We start from the raw sequence: 21962 nt of genomic DNA, 5'->3' as shown, positions 1-21962 counted from the left end.
CGGCCGTGCGGTCGCCGTCGCCCCGTGTCCACCTGGCGACATGTCGCCGGTGCGGCGGGCCTTCCCTAGTGACCCAGCGATGATCTTCGGCGCAGACTCCGGAGCGCCGACCTCCCCGAGGCCGGCCTCGGAGTAGAGGAGTACATCGCATGCACCGGTCCCCACGCTGGCTCAGTGCCGGCGCGGTCGGCGCGTTGGTGGTCGGACTCACCGCACCGGCGTCCGCCGACCCGCCCGCCCGGCCCAGTGGCCCGAGTTCGGCCACGACCGCCACGAGCGGCGCGCCCGCCCGCATCACCCTGATCACCGGCGACCAGGTGGAGCTGGCTCCCGCCGCACCCGGTCGGGTCGCCGCCACCGTCCACCCCGGCCCCGGCCGGGACCGGATCACCTTCCACACCATCGAAGCCGACGGTGGGCTGCGGGTGCTGCCCAGCGACGTCGTGCCGTACCTCTCCGCCGGTGTGCTCGACGCCGAGCTTTTCGACGTGCAGGAACTGGTCGCCGACGGGTACGGCGACGCCGCTCAGGGCGCGTTGCCACTGATCGTGCGCTACCAGCAGCCGGCCGGCGGACGGGTCCGTCCGCTCGCCGGGGCCACCGCCGCCCGCCCGCTGGAGAGCATCAACGGCGCCGCGCTGAAGGTCGGCAAGAAGGAGCTCGGCGGGCTGTGGACGACGCTGCGCGGCACGCCGCAGGCGCGTACCGCGGCCGGTGCGCCGGTCCGGCTCGGCGCCGGCATCGACCGGGTCTGGCTGGACGGGCGGGTGCGCGCGGACCTGGAGCACAGCGTGCCGCAGATCGGCGCCCCGACGGCCTGGGCGGCCGGGCGGGACGGCGCCGGTGTCGAGGTCGCCGTGCTGGACACCGGGGTCGACGCGAACCACCCCGACCTGGCCGGGCGGATCGTCGAGGCGAAGGACTTCAGCGGCACCGGCAGCGCGCAGGACGGGCACGGCCATGGTACCCACGTGGCGTCCACCATCGCCGGCAGCGGCGCCGCCTCCGGCGGGCTGCGCAAGGGCGTGGCGCCGGGTGCGCGGCTGCTCGTCGGCAAGGTGCTCGACGACAACGGCACCGGATACGACTCGGGGATCATCGCGGGCATGGAGTGGGCCGCCCACTCCGGCGCCAAGGTCGTCAACATGAGCCTCGGCGGCGACGCCACCGACGGCACCGACCCGATGAGCCAGGCGGTCAACGACCTCACCGCCGAGACCGGCACCCTCTTCGTGATCGCCGCCGGCAATTCGGGCGCGGCGCAAACCGTCGGCTCGCCGGGCGCCGCGACCGCGGCGCTCACCGTCGGCGCGGTGGACCGCGACGACAATCTGGCCGGATTCTCCAGCCGCGGCCCCCGGCTCGGCGACAACGGCCTGAAGCCGGAGATCACCGCCCCGGGCGTCGGCATCGTCGCCGCCCGCGCCGCCGGCACCACCATGGGTACGCCGGTGGGCGACGCGTACACGCGGGCGTCCGGGACGTCGATGGCGACCCCGCACGTCGCCGGCGCGGTGGCGATCCTCTCCCAGGAACACCCGGACTGGACCGCCGGGAAGCTCAAGGACGCGCTGGTCAGCACGACGAAGGCGAACCCCGCGCTGACCGTCTTCGAGCAGGGCGGCGGCCGGGTTGACGTGGCCGGCGCGCTGAGCCAGCGGGTGTACGGCTCGGCCACTGCCGACTTCGGCCGGGTGAACACCGGCGGTGCGGCGGTGGAGCGGACCGTTACGTACACCAACGGCACGTCGTCCCCGCAGACCCTGCGGCTGGCCCTGGAGCTCCGCAACCTGGACCGCGGTGCGGCCGAGCCGGACGGGGTGTCGCTCGACGGCACGGAGGTGACCGTGCCGGCCGGCGGCAGCGTGAACGTCGCGCTGCACGCCGACCCGGCGAAGCTGGACCGGGGAGTGCACGGAGGGTGGCTGGTGGCCACCGGCCCGGACGGTGTCGCGGTACGCACGGCCGTCGGGCTGACCCTCAGTGGCCCGATCCACACCGTCACCCTGCGGGCGCTGGACATGGCCGGGCAGTCCGGCGTGGCGACGGTGTTCACCCTCTTCGGCGAACACCGCGAGTCGGACCAGCTCGGCTGGATCCCCGGCGAGGTGCAGGTGCAGGTCGAGGAGGGCCCGTACCTGCTCGAGGGGTTGATCCATCACGGCGCACCGCTGGACGAGCAGCTCACCCTGGTCACCGATCCCGAGCTCATGGTCGACCGGGACCTCACCGTGGTGCTCGACCCGCGCAAGGCCACGCCGGTGCGGATCGAGACGCCGAAGCCGACCGAGCAGCGGGCGGTGATCAGCTTCTTCGAGCACCGGATCTTCGGCAACGGCCGGCAGGTCGACCACGGAGTGATGGAGTTCAGCACGGTCCAGCAAGTGAACGTCACGCCCACCCGGCCGGTGAGTCAGGGCGAGTTCGAGTTCTCCTCGCGGTGGCAGCTGGTCGCTCCCATGGTGGACGCCAAGGTCAGCAACGTCTCCGGTCCGCTGGACATCAACCTGCTGCACCAGTCGCCGGCTCCCGACGGCCGGCGGAGGCTGCCGCTGGTGTGGGCGGGCGACGGCACCCCCGCCGAGCTGTCCCGAGCCGGGGTCCGAGGTGCGGCCGCGCTGGTCGCCAGCAGCCCCGAGGTTGTCGCGGAGGACCAGATCGTCGCCGATGCCGCCGCGGCGGGCGCCGCGATGGTGCTCATGGTCCGCCCGGCGGATTGGAGCGCGTGGACGGTCTGGGTTCCCGACGGGGACCGCCTGCCGATTCCGTCGATGGTGGTCGCGTACGACGACGGGCAGCGGATGATCGCGGCGGCAAAGGCCGGACGCGTGACGCTGGACCTGACGCTGACCCCGAACAGCCCCTACCTGTACGACGTGTGGCAGGTGTCGAAGGGGCGGATCCCGGACCGCATCGTGCACCAGGTGACCGCGGACAACACCGCCGAGGTGACCGCCCGCTACGCCGACACCGGCGGGTTCGACTGGGCCGGCGAGCAGCGGTTCGGCTGGCGGCCCTGGCAGGAGTACTCCTGGATGGACGAAAAGCGGTTGGTGCGTACCGGCACCATGCGGCAGGAGTTCGTCAGCGCCGGGGACAACTGGTGGCAGCAGCGGGTGCTGCACAAGCTCCCCTGGTCCTGGGGCCGGCTGACCGGGGGCTCCACGCAGCAGCCCCGGCAGTACGCCGCCGACGACCGGGTCACCGAAACCTGGCACGCGCCGGTGTCTCGGCCGGCCGTGCCGGCGGGTCCCGGGGTGGCGGTGCCCACGCGGACCGGGGACAACCTCGACCTGCGGGTGGCCGAGTTCGTCGACGCCGACGGCCACTACAGCCCGGCCGGGTTCAGCGAGGAGCAGGACACCGTCGAGCGCCGGCTGAGTCGGGACGGGCAGCAGATCGCCGACCTCTCCGGCGGCTGGGCACCGGTTCCGACCACCCCGGGTTCGGCCCGCTACCGGCTGGACGTCACCACGCGGCGGTCGTCGGACGAGTGGCGCTGGGCCACCCGGACCGAGACGGCCTGGGAGTTCACCTCGGCCCGCCCGGCCGGGGACAGTGCCCAGCCGCTGCCGCTGCTCCAGGTGGACTACCGGGTGCCGGCCGACCTGCGCGGCACGGTTGCCGGTGGGCGTCCGCACCAGCTGGAGCTGACGCTGCGCCAGCCGGCGGGCGTATCGGCCCCGAAGGGCACCAGCCTGCGGGTGGAGGTGTCGTTCGACTCCGGCGCGACCTGGCGGTCGGTGCCGGTGCACGGCACCGACACCCGGTACACCGCGTCGGTGCCGGCCGGCAAGGGAGCCGTGTCGCTGCGGGTGCACGCCGCCGACAGCGCCGGCAACGTCGTCGACCAGACCGTGATCGACGCGTACGGGCTGCGCTGAGCCGGGCGTCCGCGCGGGTCGACCCCCCCTCCCGCGCGGACGCCTCCGTCGGCCCGTCCGGCTGCCGCCAGAACACGGTGGGCAACCGGAGCGGCCGGCCAGTGGCCGCCGCCGGCACCGCCTTCGGGTGGCGGGACCGGCGGCGGCTCGGCCGGTGCGGGGCCGGCCGGCGGTCAGTGGCGGGGCGGCCGGCGGTTGGTGGTGGGGCCGGCGGGCGGTTCAGAGCCAGCCGCGCCGGGCGGCCTGGTAGGCCAGGCCGGGGCGGGTGTCCACCCCGGCGACCGTCATCAGGTCGGCGAGCCGGCGTTGCACGGTGCGCCGGCTCACCCCGAGCTGGGAGGCGATGGACTTGTCCGGCACCCCGGCCACGAAGAGCGAGAGCAGCCGGACCTCGTCGGCGTCCGGCAGGTAGCCGTCCGCGTCGCCGGCCGGCGTGGTGGCGGATCGCAGCGGAGTGGCCACCAGCCAGTGGCTCTCGAAGAGGGCGAGCAGCGCGTCGAGCAGTTGGCTGCGGCCGATCACCGCGGCGCTCGGCTCGCCGATGTCCCGGTCGGGCACCAGCGGGCAGATCGCCGTCCGGGCGTCCACGATGGCCAGCCGGACCGGCAGCCGGTCCAGCACCCGGGCCTGCTCGCCGGCGCGTACGCCCAGCTCCACGTCCGCCAGCCCGCCCGGTTCGAGGAGCATCTCCCGCTCGTAGATGGCCCGGTAGCGCACCCCGCGGGCCAGGGCGTCGAACTCCTCGACGTTCTCCGATCCGGGCATCGTCAGCGGGTTCGCCCGGCAGAACCAGAGCACCTCGCTGCGCGCCGAGTTCTGCACGTCGCGCAGCCGTTCCCGGAGCACCCCGGCGCCGGTGATCACCTCCACCAGGTGGTCGGCGTCGTGCCGGCGCAGGCCGGCCCGGTACTCCTCGGTGAGCCGGGTGACCGCCGCGCGGGCCGCCTCCAGTGCCTCCTGGCGGCGCAGCAACGCCTCGCCGAGCGCGACGTCGGGGGCCAGCGGCCGCAGCGGCCCGTCCGGGTCGGGACCGGTCGGCAGGACCAGCCCCTTGTCGCGCAGGGTCTCGAGCTGGGCGACGACCTCGGCGCGCGGGCGGCGCAGCCACCGGGCCAGCTCGTCGGCCCGCGCCACGGTGAGCTGCACCAGGCGGCGGTACAGCTCCTCCTCGTCCGGGGTCAGGCCGATCACGTCCAACACGGGGCTGAACTGTACGCACGACTCCCCCCGGCGTCGCCGGCTGGTCAAGTGTCGGGGGCCGCGTCTACTGTCGGTTGCTGTGCTGGAAGAGCTGCGCATCACCGGACTGGGCGTCATCGAGGACACCACGCTGCCGTTGACCGGCGGGATGAACGTCATCACCGGCGAGACCGGTGCCGGCAAGACCATGGTGGTGACCGGCCTCGGCCTGCTCTTCGGTGGCCGGGCCGACGCCGGGCGGGTCCGGGCCGAGCCGGGCCGGGCGGTGATCGAGGGGCGGCTGCGCCTCGGTGGCCGGCTCGCCGACGCGGTGCACGCCCGGATCGTCGACGCCGGCGGCGAGCCCGACGAGGACGGCTCGCTGCTGCTGAGCCGCACGGTCACCGTCGAGGGCCGGTCCCGGGCCCACCTGGGCGGGCGGAGCATGCCGGTGTCGATGCTCGGCGAGGTCGGCGAGCAGGTGGTGGCGGTGCACGGCCAGTCCGACCAGCTGCGCCTGCTGCGTCCCGCCGAGCAGCGCGCCGCGCTGGACCGGTTCGCCGGGCCGGAGCACGAGAAGCTGCTCGACGCGCTGCGCGAGGCGTACGGCCGGTGGCGGCACGTGGTGGACGACCTGGCCGACCGCCGGCGCAACGCCCGCGCCCGCAACCAGGAGGCCGACCTGCTGCGGCTGGGCCTCGACGAGATCACCCGGGTCGACCCGCAGCCCGGCGAGGACGACGAGCTGAAGGCCGAGGCGCAGCGGCTGGAGCACGCCGAGGGGCTGCGCACCGCGGCGCAGCTCGCCCACCAGTGCGTCGCCGGTGGCGCGGAGGCCGCCGACGAGACGCCCGACGCCACGGCGCTGCTGGGCACCGCCCGGCGCACCCTCGAGGCGCAGGCCGGCACCGACCCGGCCCTCGGCGAGCTGGCGGTCCGGCTGGAGGAGGCGGCCACCCTGGTCGCCGACGTCTCCGCCGAGCTGTCGACGTACCTGGCGGCGCTGGACGCGGACCCGGCCCGGTTGCAGGTCATCTATGAGCGGCGGGCCGCGCTGCGCGCGCTGACCCGCAAGTACGCCGACGACGTCGACGGGGTCATCGCCTGGGCCGAGCGGGCCGGCACCCGACTGTCCGACCTGGACAACTCCGACGAGCTGCTCGACGAGCTGGACCGCGAGGCCACCCGGCTCGCCGGCGAGGTGGCCGAGCTGGCCGGCCGGGTGTCCACGTCCCGCCACGAGGCGGCGACCCGCTTCGCCGAGCAGGTCACCGTCGAGCTGGCCGGGCTGGCCATGCCGCACGCCCGGATCGACGTGGCGGTGGTCTCCCGGCCGGTGGGCCGGGCCGAGCCGAGCCTCACGGTCAACGGCGTCGAGGCCGGCATCGGCCCGGATGGCGCCGACGAGGTCGAGTTGCGGCTGCTGGCCCACCCGGGCGCGCCCTCGCTGCCGCTGCAGCGCGGCGCCTCCGGCGGCGAGCTGTCCCGGGTGATGCTCGCCATCGAGGTGGTCTTCGCCGGCTCCGGTGGCCCGCCGACGCTGGTCTTCGACGAGGTGGACGCCGGCGTCGGCGGCCAGGCGGCGGTGGAGATCGGCCGCCGGCTGGCCCGGCTGGCCCGCAGCCACCAGGTGCTGGTGGTCACCCACCTGCCCCAGGTGGCCGCCTTCGCCGACCGGCACCTCGTGGTGGCGAAGGACACCGGGGGAGCGGTGACCACCAGTGGGGTCCGTGTGGTGGAGGACACCGAGCGGGCCCGGGAGCTGGCCCGGATGCTCGCGGGTTTGCCCGATTCCGACCTGGGTATCGCGCATGCGGAGGAACTCCTGGCGGTGGCGGCCAAGGAAAGGCGGCCCTGACCGTCGCTATTGTGAGCGCAAGCACACCGGCCTGCGCTCCGGTGTGCTTCCCTGGGTAGGCGGCCCTGCTCAGGCATGTCGCGACAGAAAAGCCTGCCTCACATGCCAGGATGGTCACGATGCGTCTACCCACGTTGCGCCGGACCCGGAACGCGGAACCGGGCTCAGTCCTCGGCACCGCACGTCTCGATCGTCGTACGAAACGGCTGGTCGGCCGGCTCCGCCCCGGTGACATCGCGGTGATCGACCACGTCGACCTGGACCGGGTGGCGGCCGACTCGCTGGTCGCCGTCGGCGTCGCCGCGGTGCTCAACGCCAAGCCGTCGGTCTCCGGGCGCTACCCCAACCTCGGCCCCGAGGTGCTGGTGGGCGCCGGCATCCCGCTCCTGGACGACCTGGGCGAGGGGGTGTTCGAGCGGATCCGCGAGGGCGACACCATCCGGATCGAGGGCAACACCGTCTACGTCGGCGACGAGCCGGTCGCCCACGGGGAGCTCCAGGACGCCGAGACGGTGGCCAAGGCGATGGCCGACGCCCGGGAGGGGCTGTCGGTCCAGCTCGAGGCGTTCGCCGCCAACACCATGGACTACCTGCGGCAGGAACGCGACCTGCTGCTCGACGGGGTGGGCGTACCGGACATCCAGACCCAGGTCCAGGGCCGGCACTGCCTGATCGTGGTCCGTGGCTACGACTACAAGGACGACCTGGACGTGCTGCGCCCGTACATCCGGGAGTTCAAGCCGGTGCTGATCGGCGTGGACGGCGGGGCGGACGCGCTGGTCGAGGCGGGGTACACCCCCGACATGATCATCGGCGACATGGACTCGGTCACCGACGACGTGCTGCGCTGCGGCGCCGAGGTGATCGTGCACGCCTACCCGGACGGGCGGGCGCCCGGCCTGGCCCGGGTCACCGGGCTCGGCGTGCCGGCGATCACCTTCCCCGCCGCCGCCACCAGCGAGGACCTCGCGATGCTGCTGGCCGACGAGAAGGGCGCCTCGCTGCTGGTCGCCGTCGGCACCCACGCCACGCTGGTGGAGTTCCTGGACAAGGGCCGCGGCGGCATGGCCTCGACCTTCCTCACCCGGCTCAAGGTCGGCGGCAAGCTGGTCGACGCCAAGGGCGTGAGCCGGCTCTACCGGCAGAGCATCTCGGGCTCGTCGCTGCTGCTGCTGGTCCTCTCGGCGGTCGCCGCGATGGCCTCCGCGGTGGCGGTCTCCACCGTCGGGAAGGCGTATTTGGGCGTGGTCTCGGAGTGGTGGGACAATTTCGTGTTCCAGCTCGGCCAGCTCTTCTAGCTCCCCGACCGATCAAGAGGCTGCAAGCGTGATCAACTTCCGGTACCACGTGGTGTCCCTGACCGCGGTCTTCCTGGCGTTGGCCATCGGCCTGGTGGTCGGCACGGCCGCCCTCAACGGCCCCGTGGCGGACTCGCTCAAGGAGAACGTCAACGCGCTGCGCAAGGACAACCAGCAGATGCGTCAGTCGGTCAACAACATGCAGAAGGAGCTGGAGCTCGAGGAGGACTTCGCCGCCCAACTGGCGCAGGTCGTCCTGCCGGGCAAGCTCACCGGCAAGCGGGTGCTGGTGCTGAGCCTGCCCACCGGCCGCGACCACACCGAGGGCGTGCTGAAGATGCTCGAACTCGGCGGGGCCGACGTGACCGGTCGGGTCGACCTGCAGGACAAGTTCATCAACCCGGACAACAACACCAACCTGATGGAGCTGGCGGTGACCGCCGCGCGGCCCACCGCGCCCGCCTCCGCGCTGCCCGGCAACGGCAACGGGGTGGAGACCTCCAGCGCCCTGCTGGCCAGCGTGCTGCTCGACCGGGCCCAGGGCACCCCCGCCGTCACCGACGCCGACCGCCGCGCGGTGCTGAACTCGTACGCCAACAACGGCTACCTGACCACCGAGCAGAAGGTCACCGGGTCGGCCGAGGCCGTCGTGCTGGTCAGCGGGCAGCCGTACGTGGACAAGGACTCCGCCAAGAAGGACGAGTCGGTGGTCAAGGTCGCCGAGCAGTTCGACCGGACCGGCTCGATCGTGGTCGGCGGCAACGGCTCGGCCGGCGGCAACCTGGTCGCGATCGTCCGGGGCGACCCGGTGCTCGCCCAGACCATCACCACCGTCGACAACGCCAACACCGTGCAGGGCCAGCTGGTCACCAGCCTCGCCCTGGTGCAGCAGCTCACCGAAAAGAAGGCCGGCCAGTACGGCGTCGGCGACAACGCCGCGTCCCTGCTGCCTAGACTGCCCCAGTGAGCGAACGACGTACCCCGGTGACCGGAGTCCACCCGAGCGTCGCATCCGGCAGGGCCGCGTGAACGGGCTGGGGCGGCTGCTGGCCGCCGCCGTCGGTGCCGCGACCGCCCGGTACGCGCTGCGCGAGATCCGTACCGCCCCGCCCGCCCCGGCGCTGGAGCGGACCAACTTCCGCGGCCGCACCGTCACCCTGGCGGCCGGCCCGGCCCTCGCGGTCGGCGCCGCGGGCGCCGGCGCGTTCGGTGCCACCAGCGTCCCCGCCGGCGCGGCGGCGCTGGTCGCCGGCCTCGGCGCCGGCGCGGTCGGGCTCTACGACGACGTGGTGGGCGGACGGCCCGAGCAGAAGACCGCGAAGGGCTTCACCGGCCACCTGGCCGCGCTGCGCGAGGGCCGGGTCACCGCCGGCACGATCAAGGTGCTCGGGGTGGGCGCCGCCGGGCTCGGCGCGGCCGTCCTGCTCGCCGCCGACCCCCGGGTCGCCGCCCAGCGCGCGGGGCAGCGCCCCCTCGCCCGCGCGGTCGACGTGCTCCTCGGCGCCGGGGTGGTGGCCGGCACCGCCAACCTGCTCAACCTGCTCGACCTGCGCCCCGGCCGGGCCCTCAAGTCCGGCCTGCTGCTCGGCGCCCCGCTGACCCGGGGCCCGCACGGCGGTATCGCCGCCGGAGCGGTCGGCGCGGCCGGCGGGTTGCTCGGCGAGGACCTCGACGAGCAGGTGATGGTCGGCGACAGCGGCGCCAACGCCCTCGGCGCGGTGCTCGGCGTGGCGCTGGCCGCCCGTACCGGGCCGGTCGGGCGGGCCGGGATCCTGGCCGTGCTCGCCGGGCTCACCGCGGCCAGCGAGAAGGTCAGCTTCACGACTGTCATCCAGCGCACCCCCGGCCTGCGCGAACTCGACGCCCTGGGTCGGCGATCCGGCTGACGTGACCAGACCGGCACCCCTCGCCGGCGCCGGCCGTGTGGCCGGAGCGGCCGCCCTCATCGCCGTCCTCACCGTGGTCAGCCGCCTGGCCGGCTTCGGTCGTACCGCCGTGTTCACCTGGACGCTGGCCCCGACCGACCTCGGCGGCGCGTACGTGGTGGCCAACGCCGTACCCAACTTCATCTTCGAGATCGTCGCCGGCGGGGCGCTGGCCAGCCTGGTCGTACCGCTGCTGGCCGGCGCGGTCGCGGCCGGCGACCGGCGGGCGGTGGCCGCCACCACCGGCGCGCTGCTGACCTGGACGGTCACCCTGCTGGTGCCCCTCGCGGTGCTGGTGGTGCTGGCCGCCGGGCCGATCGTCGGCCTGCTCGGCGACGGCCTCAGCGTCGCCCAGCAGCACAGCGGCGAGCGGATGCTGCGGCTGTTCGCGCCGCAACTGCCGCTCTACGGCATCGGCATCGTGCTGACCGGCGTGCTCCAGGCGCACCGGCGGTTCGCCTGGCCGGTGATCGCTCCGCTGCTCAGCAGCGCCACCGTGATCACGGTCTACCTCGCCTTCACCGCCGTCGAGGGGCGGCTGGCCACGGTCGCCGAGGTCAGTAGCGCGGGGGAGCTGATCCTGGCCGGTGGCACCACCGCCGGGGTGGTGGTGCTGTCGCTGTCGCTGCTGGTCCCGCTGCGCCGGCTCGACCTGCGGCTGCGCCCCGGGTACGGCTTCCCGGCCGACGCCCGGACCCGGGTCGGCGGGCTGGCGGTGGCCGGCGCGGTGACCGTCACCACCCAGCAGATCGCGCTGATCGTCAGCCTCAACCAGGTCACCTACGGCGCGGCGACCAACCCCGGGGTGTACAACCTCGCCCAGACCGTCTACCTGCTGCCCTGGGCGGTGCTCGCGGTGCCGCTGGCGGTCGCCGCATACCCGACGCTGGCCGCGGCCCGGGCCGCCGCCGACGAGGACGCCTACCGGCGGACCCTCGCCCCCGCCGTGCGCGGCGTGCTGATCTTCAGCAGCCTCGGCGCCGCCGCCCTGGTCGGCGTCGCGACGCCCATCGGGTACTTCTTCTTCCCGGCGCAGACCGCGCCGGCCGCCGCCGCCGCGATCGCCGGTTTCGCCCCCGGACTGCTCGGTTACGGACTCTTCGCGGTGCTCACCCGCGCCCTGTACGCCCGGGGCGAGACCCGGACGGCGACCTGGGCCACCGCGCTCGGCTGGCTGTCGGTGCCGGCCGCCGCGCTGGCGCTGGGGGCGGCGCTGCCGCTGCGCGACCGGGTGCTGGCGGTGACCCTGGCCAACTCGCTGGGGATGCTGCTCCTCGGCGGCCTGCTGCTGGCCGCGGTGGCCCGCTCGGCCGGCCGGGCGGCCCTGTCCGGCGCGGGCCGCGCCGCCACCGCCGGTGTGCTCGCCGCCGCGCTCGCCGCGCCCGCCGGCGCGCTCACCGCCCGGTGGCTCGCCGACGTCGCCGACGGCACCCCGACGACACCGGAGGCACTCGTTCAGGGCATGCTGTCCGGGGCCGTGGTGGGCGTGGTGTTCCTCGGCGTGGCCTACCTGGCCGACCGGCCGGACGTCCGGCCGCTGCTCGCCAGCGTGGGCCGCCGGCTGCGCCCGCGCCGGCGCGGCCCGGGGCCCGACCAGGCGCAGGAGGGCGGCCGGCCGGAACGGGATGACGGGAAGGAGACGGTGTCCCGGTGAGCGCGAGGAGTGAGCCGGGTCTGCGAGCCCCGCAGTCGCGAGCGGAAGATGTCGCGGTGAGCGCGAGGAGTGAGCCGGGTCTGCGAGCCCCGCAGTCGCGAGCGGAAGATGCCGCGGTGAGCGCGAGGAGTGAGCCGGGTCTGCGAGCCCCGCAGTCGCGAACGGAAGGTGAGCACCGATGACCGACGCTTCCTCGGCGCCGCGCTCGCAGGGCACGGTCGTCCTGCTGCTCGCCTCCAGCACCGGCGGGGTCGGGCAGCACGTCCGCTCGGTGGCCCGCGGCCTCACCGAGGCCGGCGTCCCCGTGCTGGTGTGCGGGCCCGCCGCCACCCAGGACCAGTGGGACTTCACCGCCGTCGGCGCGCGCTTCGCCCCGGTGGAGATCCCGGCCAGCCCCACCCCGGCCGACGCGCGGGCCGTGTCCGCGCTGCGCCGGACCCTGGCCGCCGAGACGGTACGGGTCGTGCACGCCCACGGGCTGCGCGCCGGTCTGGTCGCCACGCTCGCCCGGCCGGCCGCGCCGGTCGTGGTCACCTGGCACAACGCGGTGCTCGCCGGCGGGGTGCGCGGTCAGCTCTCCCGACTGGCCGAGCGGGTCGTGGCCCGCTCCGCCCGGGTCGCGCTCGGCGCCTCGGCCGATCTGGTCGAGCGGGCCGCCGCGCTGGGCGCCGCCGACGCCCGGCTCGCCCCGGTCGCCGCACCCACCCTGCCCGCCCCGCGCCGCCGGCGCGCCGCCGTACGCGCCGAGTTCGGCGTCGTACCGGGCCAGCCGCTGGTGCTCTCCGTCGGCCGGCTGCACCCGCAGAAGCGGTACGACGTGCTGGTCGACGCCGCGGCCCGCTGGCGTACCCGGACCCCACCGCCGGCCGTCGTGATCGCCGGCAGCGGTCCGGCGTACCTGCAACTGGCCGCCCGGATCTCCGCCGCCCGCGCGCCGGTGACCCTGCTCGGCCACCGCACCGACGTGGCGGACCTGCTCGCCGGCGCGGACCTGGCGGTGGTCACCAGCGACTGGGAGGCCCGGCAGTTGTTCGCGCAGGAGGCGCTACGGGCCGGCGTACCGCTGGTGGCGACCGCCGTGGGCGGCCTGCCGGAGCTGGTCGGCGACGCCGCGGTGCTGGTGCCGGCGGGAGACGTCGACGCGATCGACGCGGCGGTGCGCGCGCTGCTGGACGACGAGAGCCTCCGCGCCGACCTCGCCCGGCGCGGCGCCGCCCGCGCCGCGACCTGGCCGACCGAGGAGGACACCGTCGCCGCGCTGCTGGACCTCTACGCCGAGTTCGGTCCCGACGCCGCCGGGCCGGCCGCGCCCGGTGCGGACACCGGATCGACGGGACGCCGCTGATGCTGCGCAGACTCACCCCGGTCCTGCTCACCCTGCTGGTGGTGGTGCTCGGCGTGACCGCCCTGGCGGCCCGCCCGGAGACCGGCGCGCCCCGGCGCACCGCCGACTTCGTGGTGCTCGCCGGCGTGGCCGGGCTGCGCTGGGACGACGTCGACCCGCAGACCACCCCGACCCTGTGGCGGATGGCCCAGCAGGGCTCGATCGGCTCGCTGTCCACCCGCTCCGCGCACCGCCCCACCTGCCCGGTGGACGGGTGGCTCACCCTCGGCGCGGGCAGCTACGCGGCCTGGAACGGCAGCCGGCAGGAGGGCGCCTGCCCGCCGGTCGGCGTGACGATCGAGCAGCCGGACCGGATCGGCGCGAACCTGCCCGACCAGGAGAGCGTCGTCCTGCACAACCAGGAACGGCTGCCCTGGGGGGCGGTGCCCGGCTCGCTGTCGGAGTCGGTGCGCTGCTCGGTGGCGATCGGCCCCGGCGCCGCCGTCGCCGCCGCCCGTCCCTTCGGCCGGGTCGACCGGTACGCGCCGAAGCTGCCCGACGACCCCGCCGGCCTGCTCGGCTCCTGCGTGCTGAGCATCGTCGACCTGGGCACGGTGGCCGGCGACGACCCGGCGACCCGGGCCGCCGAGGCCCGCCGGGTCGACGCGGCGCTGGCCACGGTGCTCGCCGCCCGCCCGCCCCGCTCGCTGGTGATGGTGGCCGGGGTCTCCGACACCGAGACGCCGTCCCGGCTGCACGTGGCCGTCGCCGACGGCCCCGGCTGGGAGGGTGGCCTGCTCACCTCCGCCAGCACCGGCCGGGAGGGCTACCTGCAACTGGTCGACCTGGCCCCGACCGCGCTCGCCGCGCTCGGCCGGCCGATGCCCGAGCGGCTCTTCCTCGGCCGCCCGGCGATCCGCGTCGACGGCCGGCCGGACGACCTGGCCGCCGCGATCGCCGCCCCGGCGGACGCCGACCGGGAGGCCGGCGCCCAGCGCAGGGTGGCCGGCTGGTTCTTCGCCCTGCTCGCCCTGGCGCAGGTGGCGCTCTTCGTGACCGTGCTGCCGCTGCTGCGCCGGGCCCGCCGGCTCGCCGGCCCGCACAGCCCGCCGCCGGTCTCCCGCCGGGTGGTGGCGACCGTGGAGCTGCTGCTCATCGCCGTCGCGCTGGCGGTCCCGGCCGCGCTGCTCGCCGACGCGGTGCCCTGGTGGCGGGTGGACCACGCCGGCTGGTGGTTCGCGCTGGTGACCGTGGCCCTGATCGTCGCGGCCACCGCCCTGGTGCGCCTCGCACCCGGCCACGACCGCACCCTCGGCCCGCTCGGCGCGGTCGCCGGGCTGGCCACCCTGGTGGTCGGCGCGGACGTGCTCAGCGGCGCCCGGTTGCAGCTCAACGGCGTGGTCGGCTACTCGGCGCTGGAGGGCGGCCGGTTCTCCGGGCTCGGCACGGTGGGCCTCGGGGTGTTCCTCGCCGGCGCGCTGCTCAGCGCCGGTTGGCTCGCCCAGCGGTTCCGCCGGGCGTGGCGGCCGATGGTGGTGGTGACGGTCGGCGGGACGGCCGCGGTGGTGGTCGGCAGCCCGTACCTCGGCTCCGACCCGATCGGCGCGGTCGCCCTCACCGCCGGGGTGGCGGTCGCCGCGGCGATCTCCACCGGCGGCTGGCTCACCGTCAGCCGGCTGGTCTGGGCCACCATGGCGGGCCTGGCGCTGACCATCGGGTACGCCGTGGTGGACCTGCGCCGGCCGGCGGAGGAGCGGGGCAGCCTCGGCCGGTTCCTCGCCGCCCTGGGCGACGGCACCGGCGGGTTGACGGTGCACCGCTCCAGCACCGCGAACTTCGAGACCCTGGTGAACAGCCCGCTGACCCTGCTCGCCGTGGTCGGCGCCCTGCTGGTGTGGTTCGCCCTGCTCCAGCCCTGGGGCGGGCTGATGCGGCTGTTCGGCATCTACCCGGCGATCCGGGCGGCGATGGCCGGTACCGCCGTGGCGGCGGTGATCGGCGGGCTGCTCGGCGGCTCGGCCCTGGACGTGGCCGGGGCGGCCGCCGCGCTGGTGGTGCCGATGGCGGCGCTGGCCTCGCTGCGGGTGCTCGACCACTCCACCGACCGCACCCAGCCGGGCGCCGGCCGGCAGCGCGGCGACGGGCCGGCCGGCCCGCCCGCCGGGGACGCGCCGGACGGCGGACCGGGCGGGGGCAGCACCACCACGGCCGACGAGCACCCGCGCGCCGACCGCCCGCCGCCCGACGGCGGGGGCACCGACGACGCGGCCCCGGCCGACGACGCGGCCCCGGCCGGGGCCGAGGGCGGCTCCGGCGGCCGGAGTACGGCGGCCGGCGACACCGCCGGCACCGCCGACAGCGAGGCCGGGGACGAGACCGACACCGACAGCGAGGCCGGTGACGGCGACGGCGGCGGCGGCGATGGTGGTGTGCGGAGCGCGGGGGAGCGGGCGGCGGGGGCGAGCGGTGCCCGCGGGGCCGGCGTGCCCGCCGCGCGGGCCGGGGAGCCGGCCACCCCGACATCGACCGAGGTCACGACGGGTTGACCCGCTGCGGGCTCCGACGCGGGCCGGGGTGGGTGCGACGCCCGCCCCGGGCCGGAGAGGTGTTACCGTGGAATCCCGTGGATCGCGTGATCACTTTGCTGATCGGCACGGCGGTTCGCACGACCGCTACGGACGACACGGGAGCAGGCCTTGGCCCCTTCAGCACGGACGACCAGGCACATTTTCGTCACCGGGGGCGTCGCCTCCTCGCTGGGTAAGGGCCTCACCGCCTCCAGCCTCGGCAATCTGCTCACCGCGCGCGGGCTGCGTGTGGTGATGCAGAAGCTCGACCCGTACCTCAACGTCGACCCAGGGACGATGAACCCGTTCCAGCACGGTGAGGTCTTCATCACCGATGACGGCGCCGAGACCGACCTCGACGTCGGGCACTACGAGCGCTTCCTCGACCGGGACCTGTCCGGCAAGGCGAACGTCACCACCGGCCAGATCTACTCGGACGTGATCGCCAAGGAGCGGCGCGGCGAGTACCTGGGCGACACCGTCCAGGTGATCCCGCACATCACCAACGAGATCAAGTCCCGGATCCTCGGCATGGCCGACCCGGACGGCGACGGCCAGATCCCGGACGTGGTGATCACCGAGGTGGGCGGCACCGTCGGCGACATCGAGTCGCTGCCGTTCCTGGAGGCGATCCGCCAGGTGCGCCACGACCTGGGCCGGGACAACTGCTTCTACCTGCACGTCTCCCTGGTGCCGTACCTGGCGCCCTCGGGCGAGCTGAAGACGAAGCCGACCCAGCACTCGGTGGCCCAGCTGCGCAACATCGGCATCCAGCCCGACGCGATCGTGTTGCGCTGCGACCGGGAGATCCCGGAGAAGCTCAAGGAGAAGCTCTCGCTCTACTGCGACGTGGACCGGGAGGCGGTCGTCGCCGCCCCGGACGCGCCGAGCATCTACGACATCCCGAAGGTGCTGCACCGCGAGGGCCTCGACGCGTACGTGGTGCGCCGGCTCGGCCTCTCCTTCCGCGACGTCGACTGGGCCAGCTGGGACGACCTGCTGGACCGGGTGCACCAGCCGCACCACACGGTGACCGTCGCGGTGGTCGGCAAGTACGTCGACCTGCCCGACGCGTACCTGTCGGTGAGCGAGGCGATCCGGGCCGCCGGCTTCGGCCACCGGGCCCGGGTGCAGCTGCGCTGGGTGCCCAGCGACGACTGCGTCACCCCGGCCGGCGCTGCGGCGGCCCTGGCCGGCGCGGACGGCATCGTCATCCCGGGCGGCTTCGGAGTGCGCGGCATCGAAGGCAAGATCGGCACCGCCCGGTACGCCCGCGAGAACGGCATTCCGCTGCTCGGCCTCTGCCTCGGCCTGCAGTGCATGACCATCGAGGTGGCCCGTCACCTGGCCGGCCTGGACGGCGCCAACTCGCTGGAGTTCGACGAGGAGGCCAAGCACCCGGTCATCGCCACCATGGCCGACCAGGAGGACATCGTCGCCGGCAAGGGCGACCTGGGCGGCACCATGCGGCTCGGGGCGTACCCGGCGACGCTGGCCGAGGGCTCGCTCGTCGCCGAGGCGTACGGCAGCACCGAGGTCAGCGAGCGGCACCGGCACCGCTACGAGGTGAACAACGCCTACCGCGACCAGCTCACCAAGGCCGGCCTGCACATCTCCGGCACCTCGCCGGACGGCCGGCTGGTCGAGTTCATCGAGCTGGACCGCAGCCTGCACCCGTTCTTCGTGGCCACCCAGGCGCACCCGGAGGTGAAGAGCCGCCCGACCCGCCCGCACCCGCTCTTCGCGGCGTTCGTGAAGGCGGCCGTGGCGTACTCGGAGGCCGACCAGCTGCCCGTGGACCTGGACGCGATGGCGGAGGCCCCGACGGCGAAGAAGGCGTCCCGCAACGGCGCGACGGCGAAGGCGGCGTCCGCCTCGTGAGCGCCGTCGAGCACCGCTACGAGCTGCGCGACCGGCAGGAGCGCTTCCAGGGCCGGATCTTCTCGGTGGTCACCGACGAGGTGACCATGCCCGGCGGCGGCACCGCGAAGCGGGACTACGTCCGGCACGTCGGCGCGGTCGCCGTGGTGGCCCTCGACGACGCCGGCCAGGTGGTGCTCGTCCGGCAGTACCGGCAGCCGGTGGGGCGGCACCTCTGGGAGCTGCCCGCCGGGCTGATGGACGTCGACGGCGAGCCGCTGCCGGCGGCCGCCGCCCGCGAGCTCGCCGAGGAGGCCGACCTGACCGCCGGCACGCTCGACCTGCTGGTCGACGTGCACACCTCGCCGGGCTTCTCCGACGAGGTGGTCCGGGTCTTCCTCGCCCGCGACCTCGCCGACGTGCCGGCCGAGGCGCGGCACGAGCGCCGTGACGAGGAGGCCGACATCCAGATCGTCCGGCTCGACCTGGACGAGGCGGTCGGCATGGTGCTGGCCGGGGAGATCACCAACGGTCCGTGCGTGGCCGGGCTGCTGGCCGCCGCCCGGGCCCGCGACGCCGGCTGGTCGGTGCTGCGCCGGGCCGACGCCCCGCTGCCCCGCTGACGGGTACGCCCCGGAAGGGCCGCGCGGTTCGCCGCGCGGCCCTTCCGCGTCTCCGCCCCCACCTGCCGCTCTCTCCATCACGTCGCGCGCACCGGGCGCCTGCCGCACCGGTGCCTGCGTCGCGCTTTGCGGCGTGTCGCGGTATCCGACCGCCGGGACACCGCGACACGCCGCAAAGCGCGACGGCGGTGGTGGCCCTCGGTCGGCCCCTCGGATCGGCGGGGTCCGCGTCGGGGTGGCCCGTGCGCCGGGTGCCGGGGCGCGGACCGGCGGGCACCGAGCGCGGCGGCGTGGACACCCGGCGTGTCGCCTGCGGGTTCCGCCCGGCGGTAGCCGCCGCGCGGTGCGACGATGAGGGCGAACGCCGAGCGGGGGAGCGGGCCCGCACGCCTGACACATCGTCAGGCGGATCGGGCACCGGATGTCACTGTGCTGGGCCCCGGAGGGTGCTCCCGCGCCTAGACTGCCGCCGGCGGGACCGGTCGACCGCGCCGGCAATGGGGCCGGCACGGGGCCGAGCAGTCGGGGGTGAACTGCCCCGAAGAGAGGTGTCTGCATCGTGAAGGTCGGAATCCCACGCGAGGTCAAGAACCACGAGTACCGCGTGGCGATCACGCCGGCGGGCGTCAACGAGTTCACCCGCCACGGTCACGAGGTCTTCGTCGAGTCCGGCGCCGGTGTCGGGTCGACCATCAGCGACGACGAGTTCGCCGCGGCCGGCGCCAAGATCCTGGGCACCGCCGACGAGGTGTGGGACGCCGCGGAGCTGGTGCTCAAGGTCAAGGAGCCGATCGCGGAGGAGTACCACCGCATGCGCGAGGGGCAGGTGCTCTTCACCTACCTGCACCTGGCCGCCTCCAAGGAGTGCACCGACGCGCTGGTCGACCGGAAGGTCACCGGCATCGCGTACGAGACCGTCGAGATGCCCGACCGGTCGCTGCCGCTGCTCGCCCCGATGTCCGAGGTGGCCGGCCGGCTCGCCCCGCAGGTGGGCGCCTTCTACATGATGCGCACCGGCGGTGGCCGGGGCGTGCTCCCCGGCGGCGTCTCCGGCGTGTACGCGGCCAAGACCGTGGTCATCGGCGCCGGTGTCTCCGGCCTGAACGCCGCCGCGATCGCCCTGGGCCTGCAGTCCGAGGTGCTGCTGCTGGACAAGAACGTCGCCCGGCTGCGCCAGGCCGACGCCATCTACCGGGGCCACCTGCAGACCGTCGCCTCCAACGCGTACGAGATCGAGCGGGCCGTGGTCGACGCGGACCTGGTCATCGGCGCGGTCCTCGTCCCGGGCGCGAAGGCCCCGAAGCTGATCTCCAACGAGCTGGTCTCCCGGATGAAGCCGGGCAGCGTGCTCGTCGACATCGCCATCGACCAGGGCGGCTGCTTCGAGGACTCGCGTCCCACCACGCACGCCGACCCGGTCTACAAGGTGCACGAGTCGATCTTCTACTGCGTGGCGAACATGCCCGGCGCGGTGCCGAACACCAGCACCTACGCGCTGACCAACGTCACCCTGCCGTACGCGCTGGAGCTGGCCAACCAGGGCTGGCGCGAGGCGCTGCGCCGCGACCCGGCGCTGGCGCTGGGCCTGAACACCCACGACGGCCAGGTCGTCTACGGCCCGGTCGCCGAGGCGCACGGCATGCCGACCCTGCCGCTGGCCGAGGTGCTGGCCTGACCGCTGCACCGGACACCGCCGGCGCGGGCGTCACGCCCGCGCCGGCCCTGCGCCGTGCCGTCCGCGGCTACCTCGACCACCTGACCGTCGAGCGTGGCCTGTCGGCGAACACGCTCTCGTCGTACCGTCGGGACCTGGATCGGTACCTCGACACCCTGGCGGCCGCCGGGGTGTCGGACCTGGCCGCCGTCGGACCGGGGCAGGTGGAGGCGCACCTGGCCCGGCTGCGGGCCGGGGACGACGACCACCCGCCGCTGGCGGTCTCCTCGGCGGCCCGGGCGGCCTCCGCCGTGCGCGGGCTGCACCGCTTCGCGTTGCGCGAGGGGCTGGCCGGCGCCGACCCCAGCCGGGACGTCCGGCCGCCCACGCCGCCCCGCCGGCTACCCCGGGCGCTGCCGGTCGACGACGTGGTCCGGCTGCTGGAGACCGCCGGGGCGGTGACCGCCGCCGGCGACGGCGCCGCTCTCGCGCTGCGCGACCGGGCGCTGCTGGAGTTCCTCTACGGCACCGGCGCGCGGATCTCCGAGGCGGTCGGCGCGGCCGTCGACGACCTCGACGTCGACGAGGGCACCGCGCTGCTGCGCGGCAAGGGCGGGCGCACCCGGCTGGTCCCGATCGGCGGGTACGCCGTCGAGGCGCTGCGCGCCTGGCTGGTGCGGGCCCGGCCCGCGCTGGTCGCGGCCGGGCGGGGCACCCCGGCGGTCTTCGTCAACGCCCGCGGCGGCGCGCTGACCCGGCAGGGCGCCTGGACGATCCTGCGCCGCGCGGCCGAGCGCGCCGGGCTGCCGGTGGACGGGCCCAACGCGGTGTCCCCGCACACCCTGCGCCACTCGTACGCCACCCACCTGCTCGACGGCGGCGCCGACGTGCGGGTGGTGCAGGAACTGCTCGGCCACGCCTCGGTGACCACCACCCAGGTGTACACGTTGGTCACTGTGGAGCGGCTGCGCGAGGTGTACGCCACCGCGCATCCCCGCGCCCGCGGCTGACCGGGCGTCACGGGTCGGTCGGGCGGGACGTCCGACACGCCGGACCGGTACCGAACGCGCTGCTGGTGAGTGGCGTACAGTCGGCATCGGCGCGGACCTCCTGGGGCGACATCCGGGGTGCGCAGCGGCGCCGCGCAGGACGTCGGACGGCTCCGACGCCGGGTGGTCGTCGGGAGGGGGCAACGAGGACATGGCTGGCAACGGTGACCGTGCCGACGCCTGGACGTCGGAGCTCCGCGAGCAGCAGGCGTCGCTCGGCGCGGACCTGGGTCCGGCGGACCCGGCCGCCTACACGATGCGCAAGCCGATCCCCGAGCCGATGCCGACCGACCGGCACGGGCCGGCGCGGATCATCGCGATGGCCAACCAGAAGGGCGGCGTCGGGAAGACCACGACGACCATCAACCTGGGCGCCGCGCTCGCCGAGTACGGCCGCAAGGTGCTGCTGGTCGACTTCGACCCGCAGGGCGCGCTCTCGGTCGGCCTCGGGGTCAACCCGCACAACCTCGACCTGTCGGTCTACAACCTGCTCATGCAGGACGACGTCACCGCCGAGGACGTCCTGATCAAGACCGACGTCGCCGGGCTGCACCTGCTGCCCGCCAACATCGACCTCTCCGCCGCCGAGATCCAGCTGGTCAACGAGGTCGCCCGGGAGATGGCCCTGGCCCGGGTGCTGCGGACCGTCCGCAAGGAGTACGACTACATCCTGATCGACTGCCAGCCCTCGCTGGGCCTGCTGGCGATCAACGCGCTCACCGTGGCGCACGGCGTGCTCATCCCGCTGGAGTGCGAGTTCTTCAGCCTGCGCGGGGTGGCGCTGCTGCTCGACACCATCGACAAGGTGCGCGAGCGGCTCAACTTCGACCTGGAGCTCGAAGGCATCCTCGCCACCATGTACGACAGCCGCACCACCCACTGCCGGCAGGTGCTCCAGCGGGTGGTCGAGGCGTTCGGCGACAAGGTCTACCAGACGGTCATCACCAAGACGGTGAAGTTCCCCGAGTCCACGGTGGCCGGTGCGCCGATCACCACCCTCGACCCGGCCTCCTCCGGGGCGCGCAACTACCGGCAGCTGGCCCGTGAGGTGATCGCCGCCCAGGCCGACCGGTAGGTCGGGGTGCAC

The 21962-nt window shown here is 75.0% G+C and carries 14 protein-coding genes; 13 read left to right on the top strand and 1 reads right to left on the bottom strand.

Annotation, left to right across the window (positions count from 1 at the left end; genetic code table 11):
- The first annotated feature begins 149 nt into the window (after positions 1-149).
- Positions 150-3884, top strand: coding sequence for a S8 family serine peptidase (locus ACTMS9_RS27700; protein ID WP_441148355.1), 3735 nt, complete (start codon positions 150-152; stop codon positions 3882-3884).
- A gap of 219 nt (positions 3885-4103) precedes the next feature.
- Here the strand turns inward: ACTMS9_RS27700 and ACTMS9_RS27695 are convergent, their stop codons facing one another.
- Positions 4104-5084 carry a helix-turn-helix domain-containing protein gene (locus tag ACTMS9_RS27695; protein ID WP_441166374.1) on the bottom strand — a complete coding sequence of 327 codons (981 nt, stop codon included), beginning with the start codon at positions 5082-5084 and terminating at the stop codon, positions 4104-4106.
- Between the two features lie 79 nt (positions 5085-5163).
- On the opposite strand from ACTMS9_RS27695, the gene recN reads away from it, so the two are divergent.
- From recN to ACTMS9_RS27635, 12 genes are all read left to right on the top strand, one after another.
- Positions 5164-6921: a DNA repair protein RecN gene (gene recN, locus ACTMS9_RS27690; protein ID WP_441166373.1), complete on the top strand. Its 1758-nt coding sequence runs from the start codon at positions 5164-5166 to the stop codon at positions 6919-6921.
- 119 nt (positions 6922-7040) lie between these two features.
- Complete coding sequence (gene steA / locus ACTMS9_RS27685; RefSeq protein WP_210779694.1) at positions 7041-8219, top strand: putative cytokinetic ring protein SteA; 1179 nt, start codon at positions 7041-7043, stop codon at positions 8217-8219.
- A 28-nt stretch (positions 8220-8247) separates the two neighbouring features.
- Complete coding sequence (locus tag ACTMS9_RS27680; RefSeq protein ID WP_441148352.1) at positions 8248-9186, top strand: copper transporter; 939 nt, start codon at positions 8248-8250, stop codon at positions 9184-9186.
- A gap of 58 nt (positions 9187-9244) precedes the next feature.
- Positions 9245-10105 carry a hypothetical protein gene (locus tag ACTMS9_RS27675; RefSeq protein WP_441166372.1) on the top strand — a complete coding sequence of 287 codons (861 nt, stop codon included), beginning with the start codon at positions 9245-9247 and terminating at the stop codon, positions 10103-10105.
- A gap of 1 nt (position 10106) precedes the next feature.
- Entirely contained in the window at positions 10107-11798 is a 1692-nt protein-coding gene (gene murJ / locus ACTMS9_RS27670) for a murein biosynthesis integral membrane protein MurJ (protein WP_441148350.1), read from the top strand.
- A gap of 178 nt (positions 11799-11976) precedes the next feature.
- Positions 11977-13143: a glycosyltransferase family 4 protein gene (locus tag ACTMS9_RS27665; protein WP_441148349.1), complete on the top strand. Its 1167-nt coding sequence runs from the start codon at positions 11977-11979 to the stop codon at positions 13141-13143.
- Positions 13143-15668: a hypothetical protein gene (locus ACTMS9_RS27660; RefSeq protein WP_441166371.1), complete on the top strand. Its 2526-nt coding sequence runs from the start codon at positions 13143-13145 to the stop codon at positions 15666-15668. Before ACTMS9_RS27665 ends, ACTMS9_RS27660 begins: the two co-directional genes overlap by 1 nt.
- Before the next feature lie 150 nt (positions 15669-15818).
- Positions 15819-17570: a CTP synthase gene (locus tag ACTMS9_RS27655; protein WP_441166370.1), complete on the top strand. Its 1752-nt coding sequence runs from the start codon at positions 15819-15821 to the stop codon at positions 17568-17570.
- Positions 17567-18172, top strand: a complete 606-nt coding sequence (locus ACTMS9_RS27650; protein WP_088962651.1) for an NUDIX domain-containing protein — start codon at positions 17567-17569, stop codon at positions 18170-18172. The genes ACTMS9_RS27655 and ACTMS9_RS27650 overlap by 4 nt, the downstream gene beginning before the upstream one ends.
- Before the next feature lie 559 nt (positions 18173-18731).
- Positions 18732-19847 (top strand): alanine dehydrogenase, encoded by a 1116-nt coding sequence (ald, locus tag ACTMS9_RS27645; RefSeq protein ID WP_441148345.1) that lies wholly within the window; start codon positions 18732-18734, stop codon positions 19845-19847.
- Positions 19844-20836, top strand: coding sequence for a site-specific tyrosine recombinase XerD (locus ACTMS9_RS27640; RefSeq protein WP_441148372.1), 993 nt, complete (start codon positions 19844-19846; stop codon positions 20834-20836). The genes ald and ACTMS9_RS27640 overlap by 4 nt, the downstream gene beginning before the upstream one ends.
- Positions 20837-21026: 190 nt before the next feature.
- Positions 21027-21950 carry a ParA family protein gene (locus ACTMS9_RS27635; protein WP_154937924.1) on the top strand — a complete coding sequence of 308 codons (924 nt, stop codon included), beginning with the start codon at positions 21027-21029 and terminating at the stop codon, positions 21948-21950.
- Positions 21951-21962 lie beyond the last annotated feature (12 nt).

Origin of the sequence: Micromonospora sp. L31 (assembly GCF_052068075.1) — a bacterium.
Classification (GTDB): Bacteria; Actinomycetota; Actinomycetes; order Mycobacteriales; family Micromonosporaceae; genus Micromonospora; species Micromonospora purpureochromogenes.
This window is presented reverse-complemented; position numbering and strand designations above follow the sequence as displayed.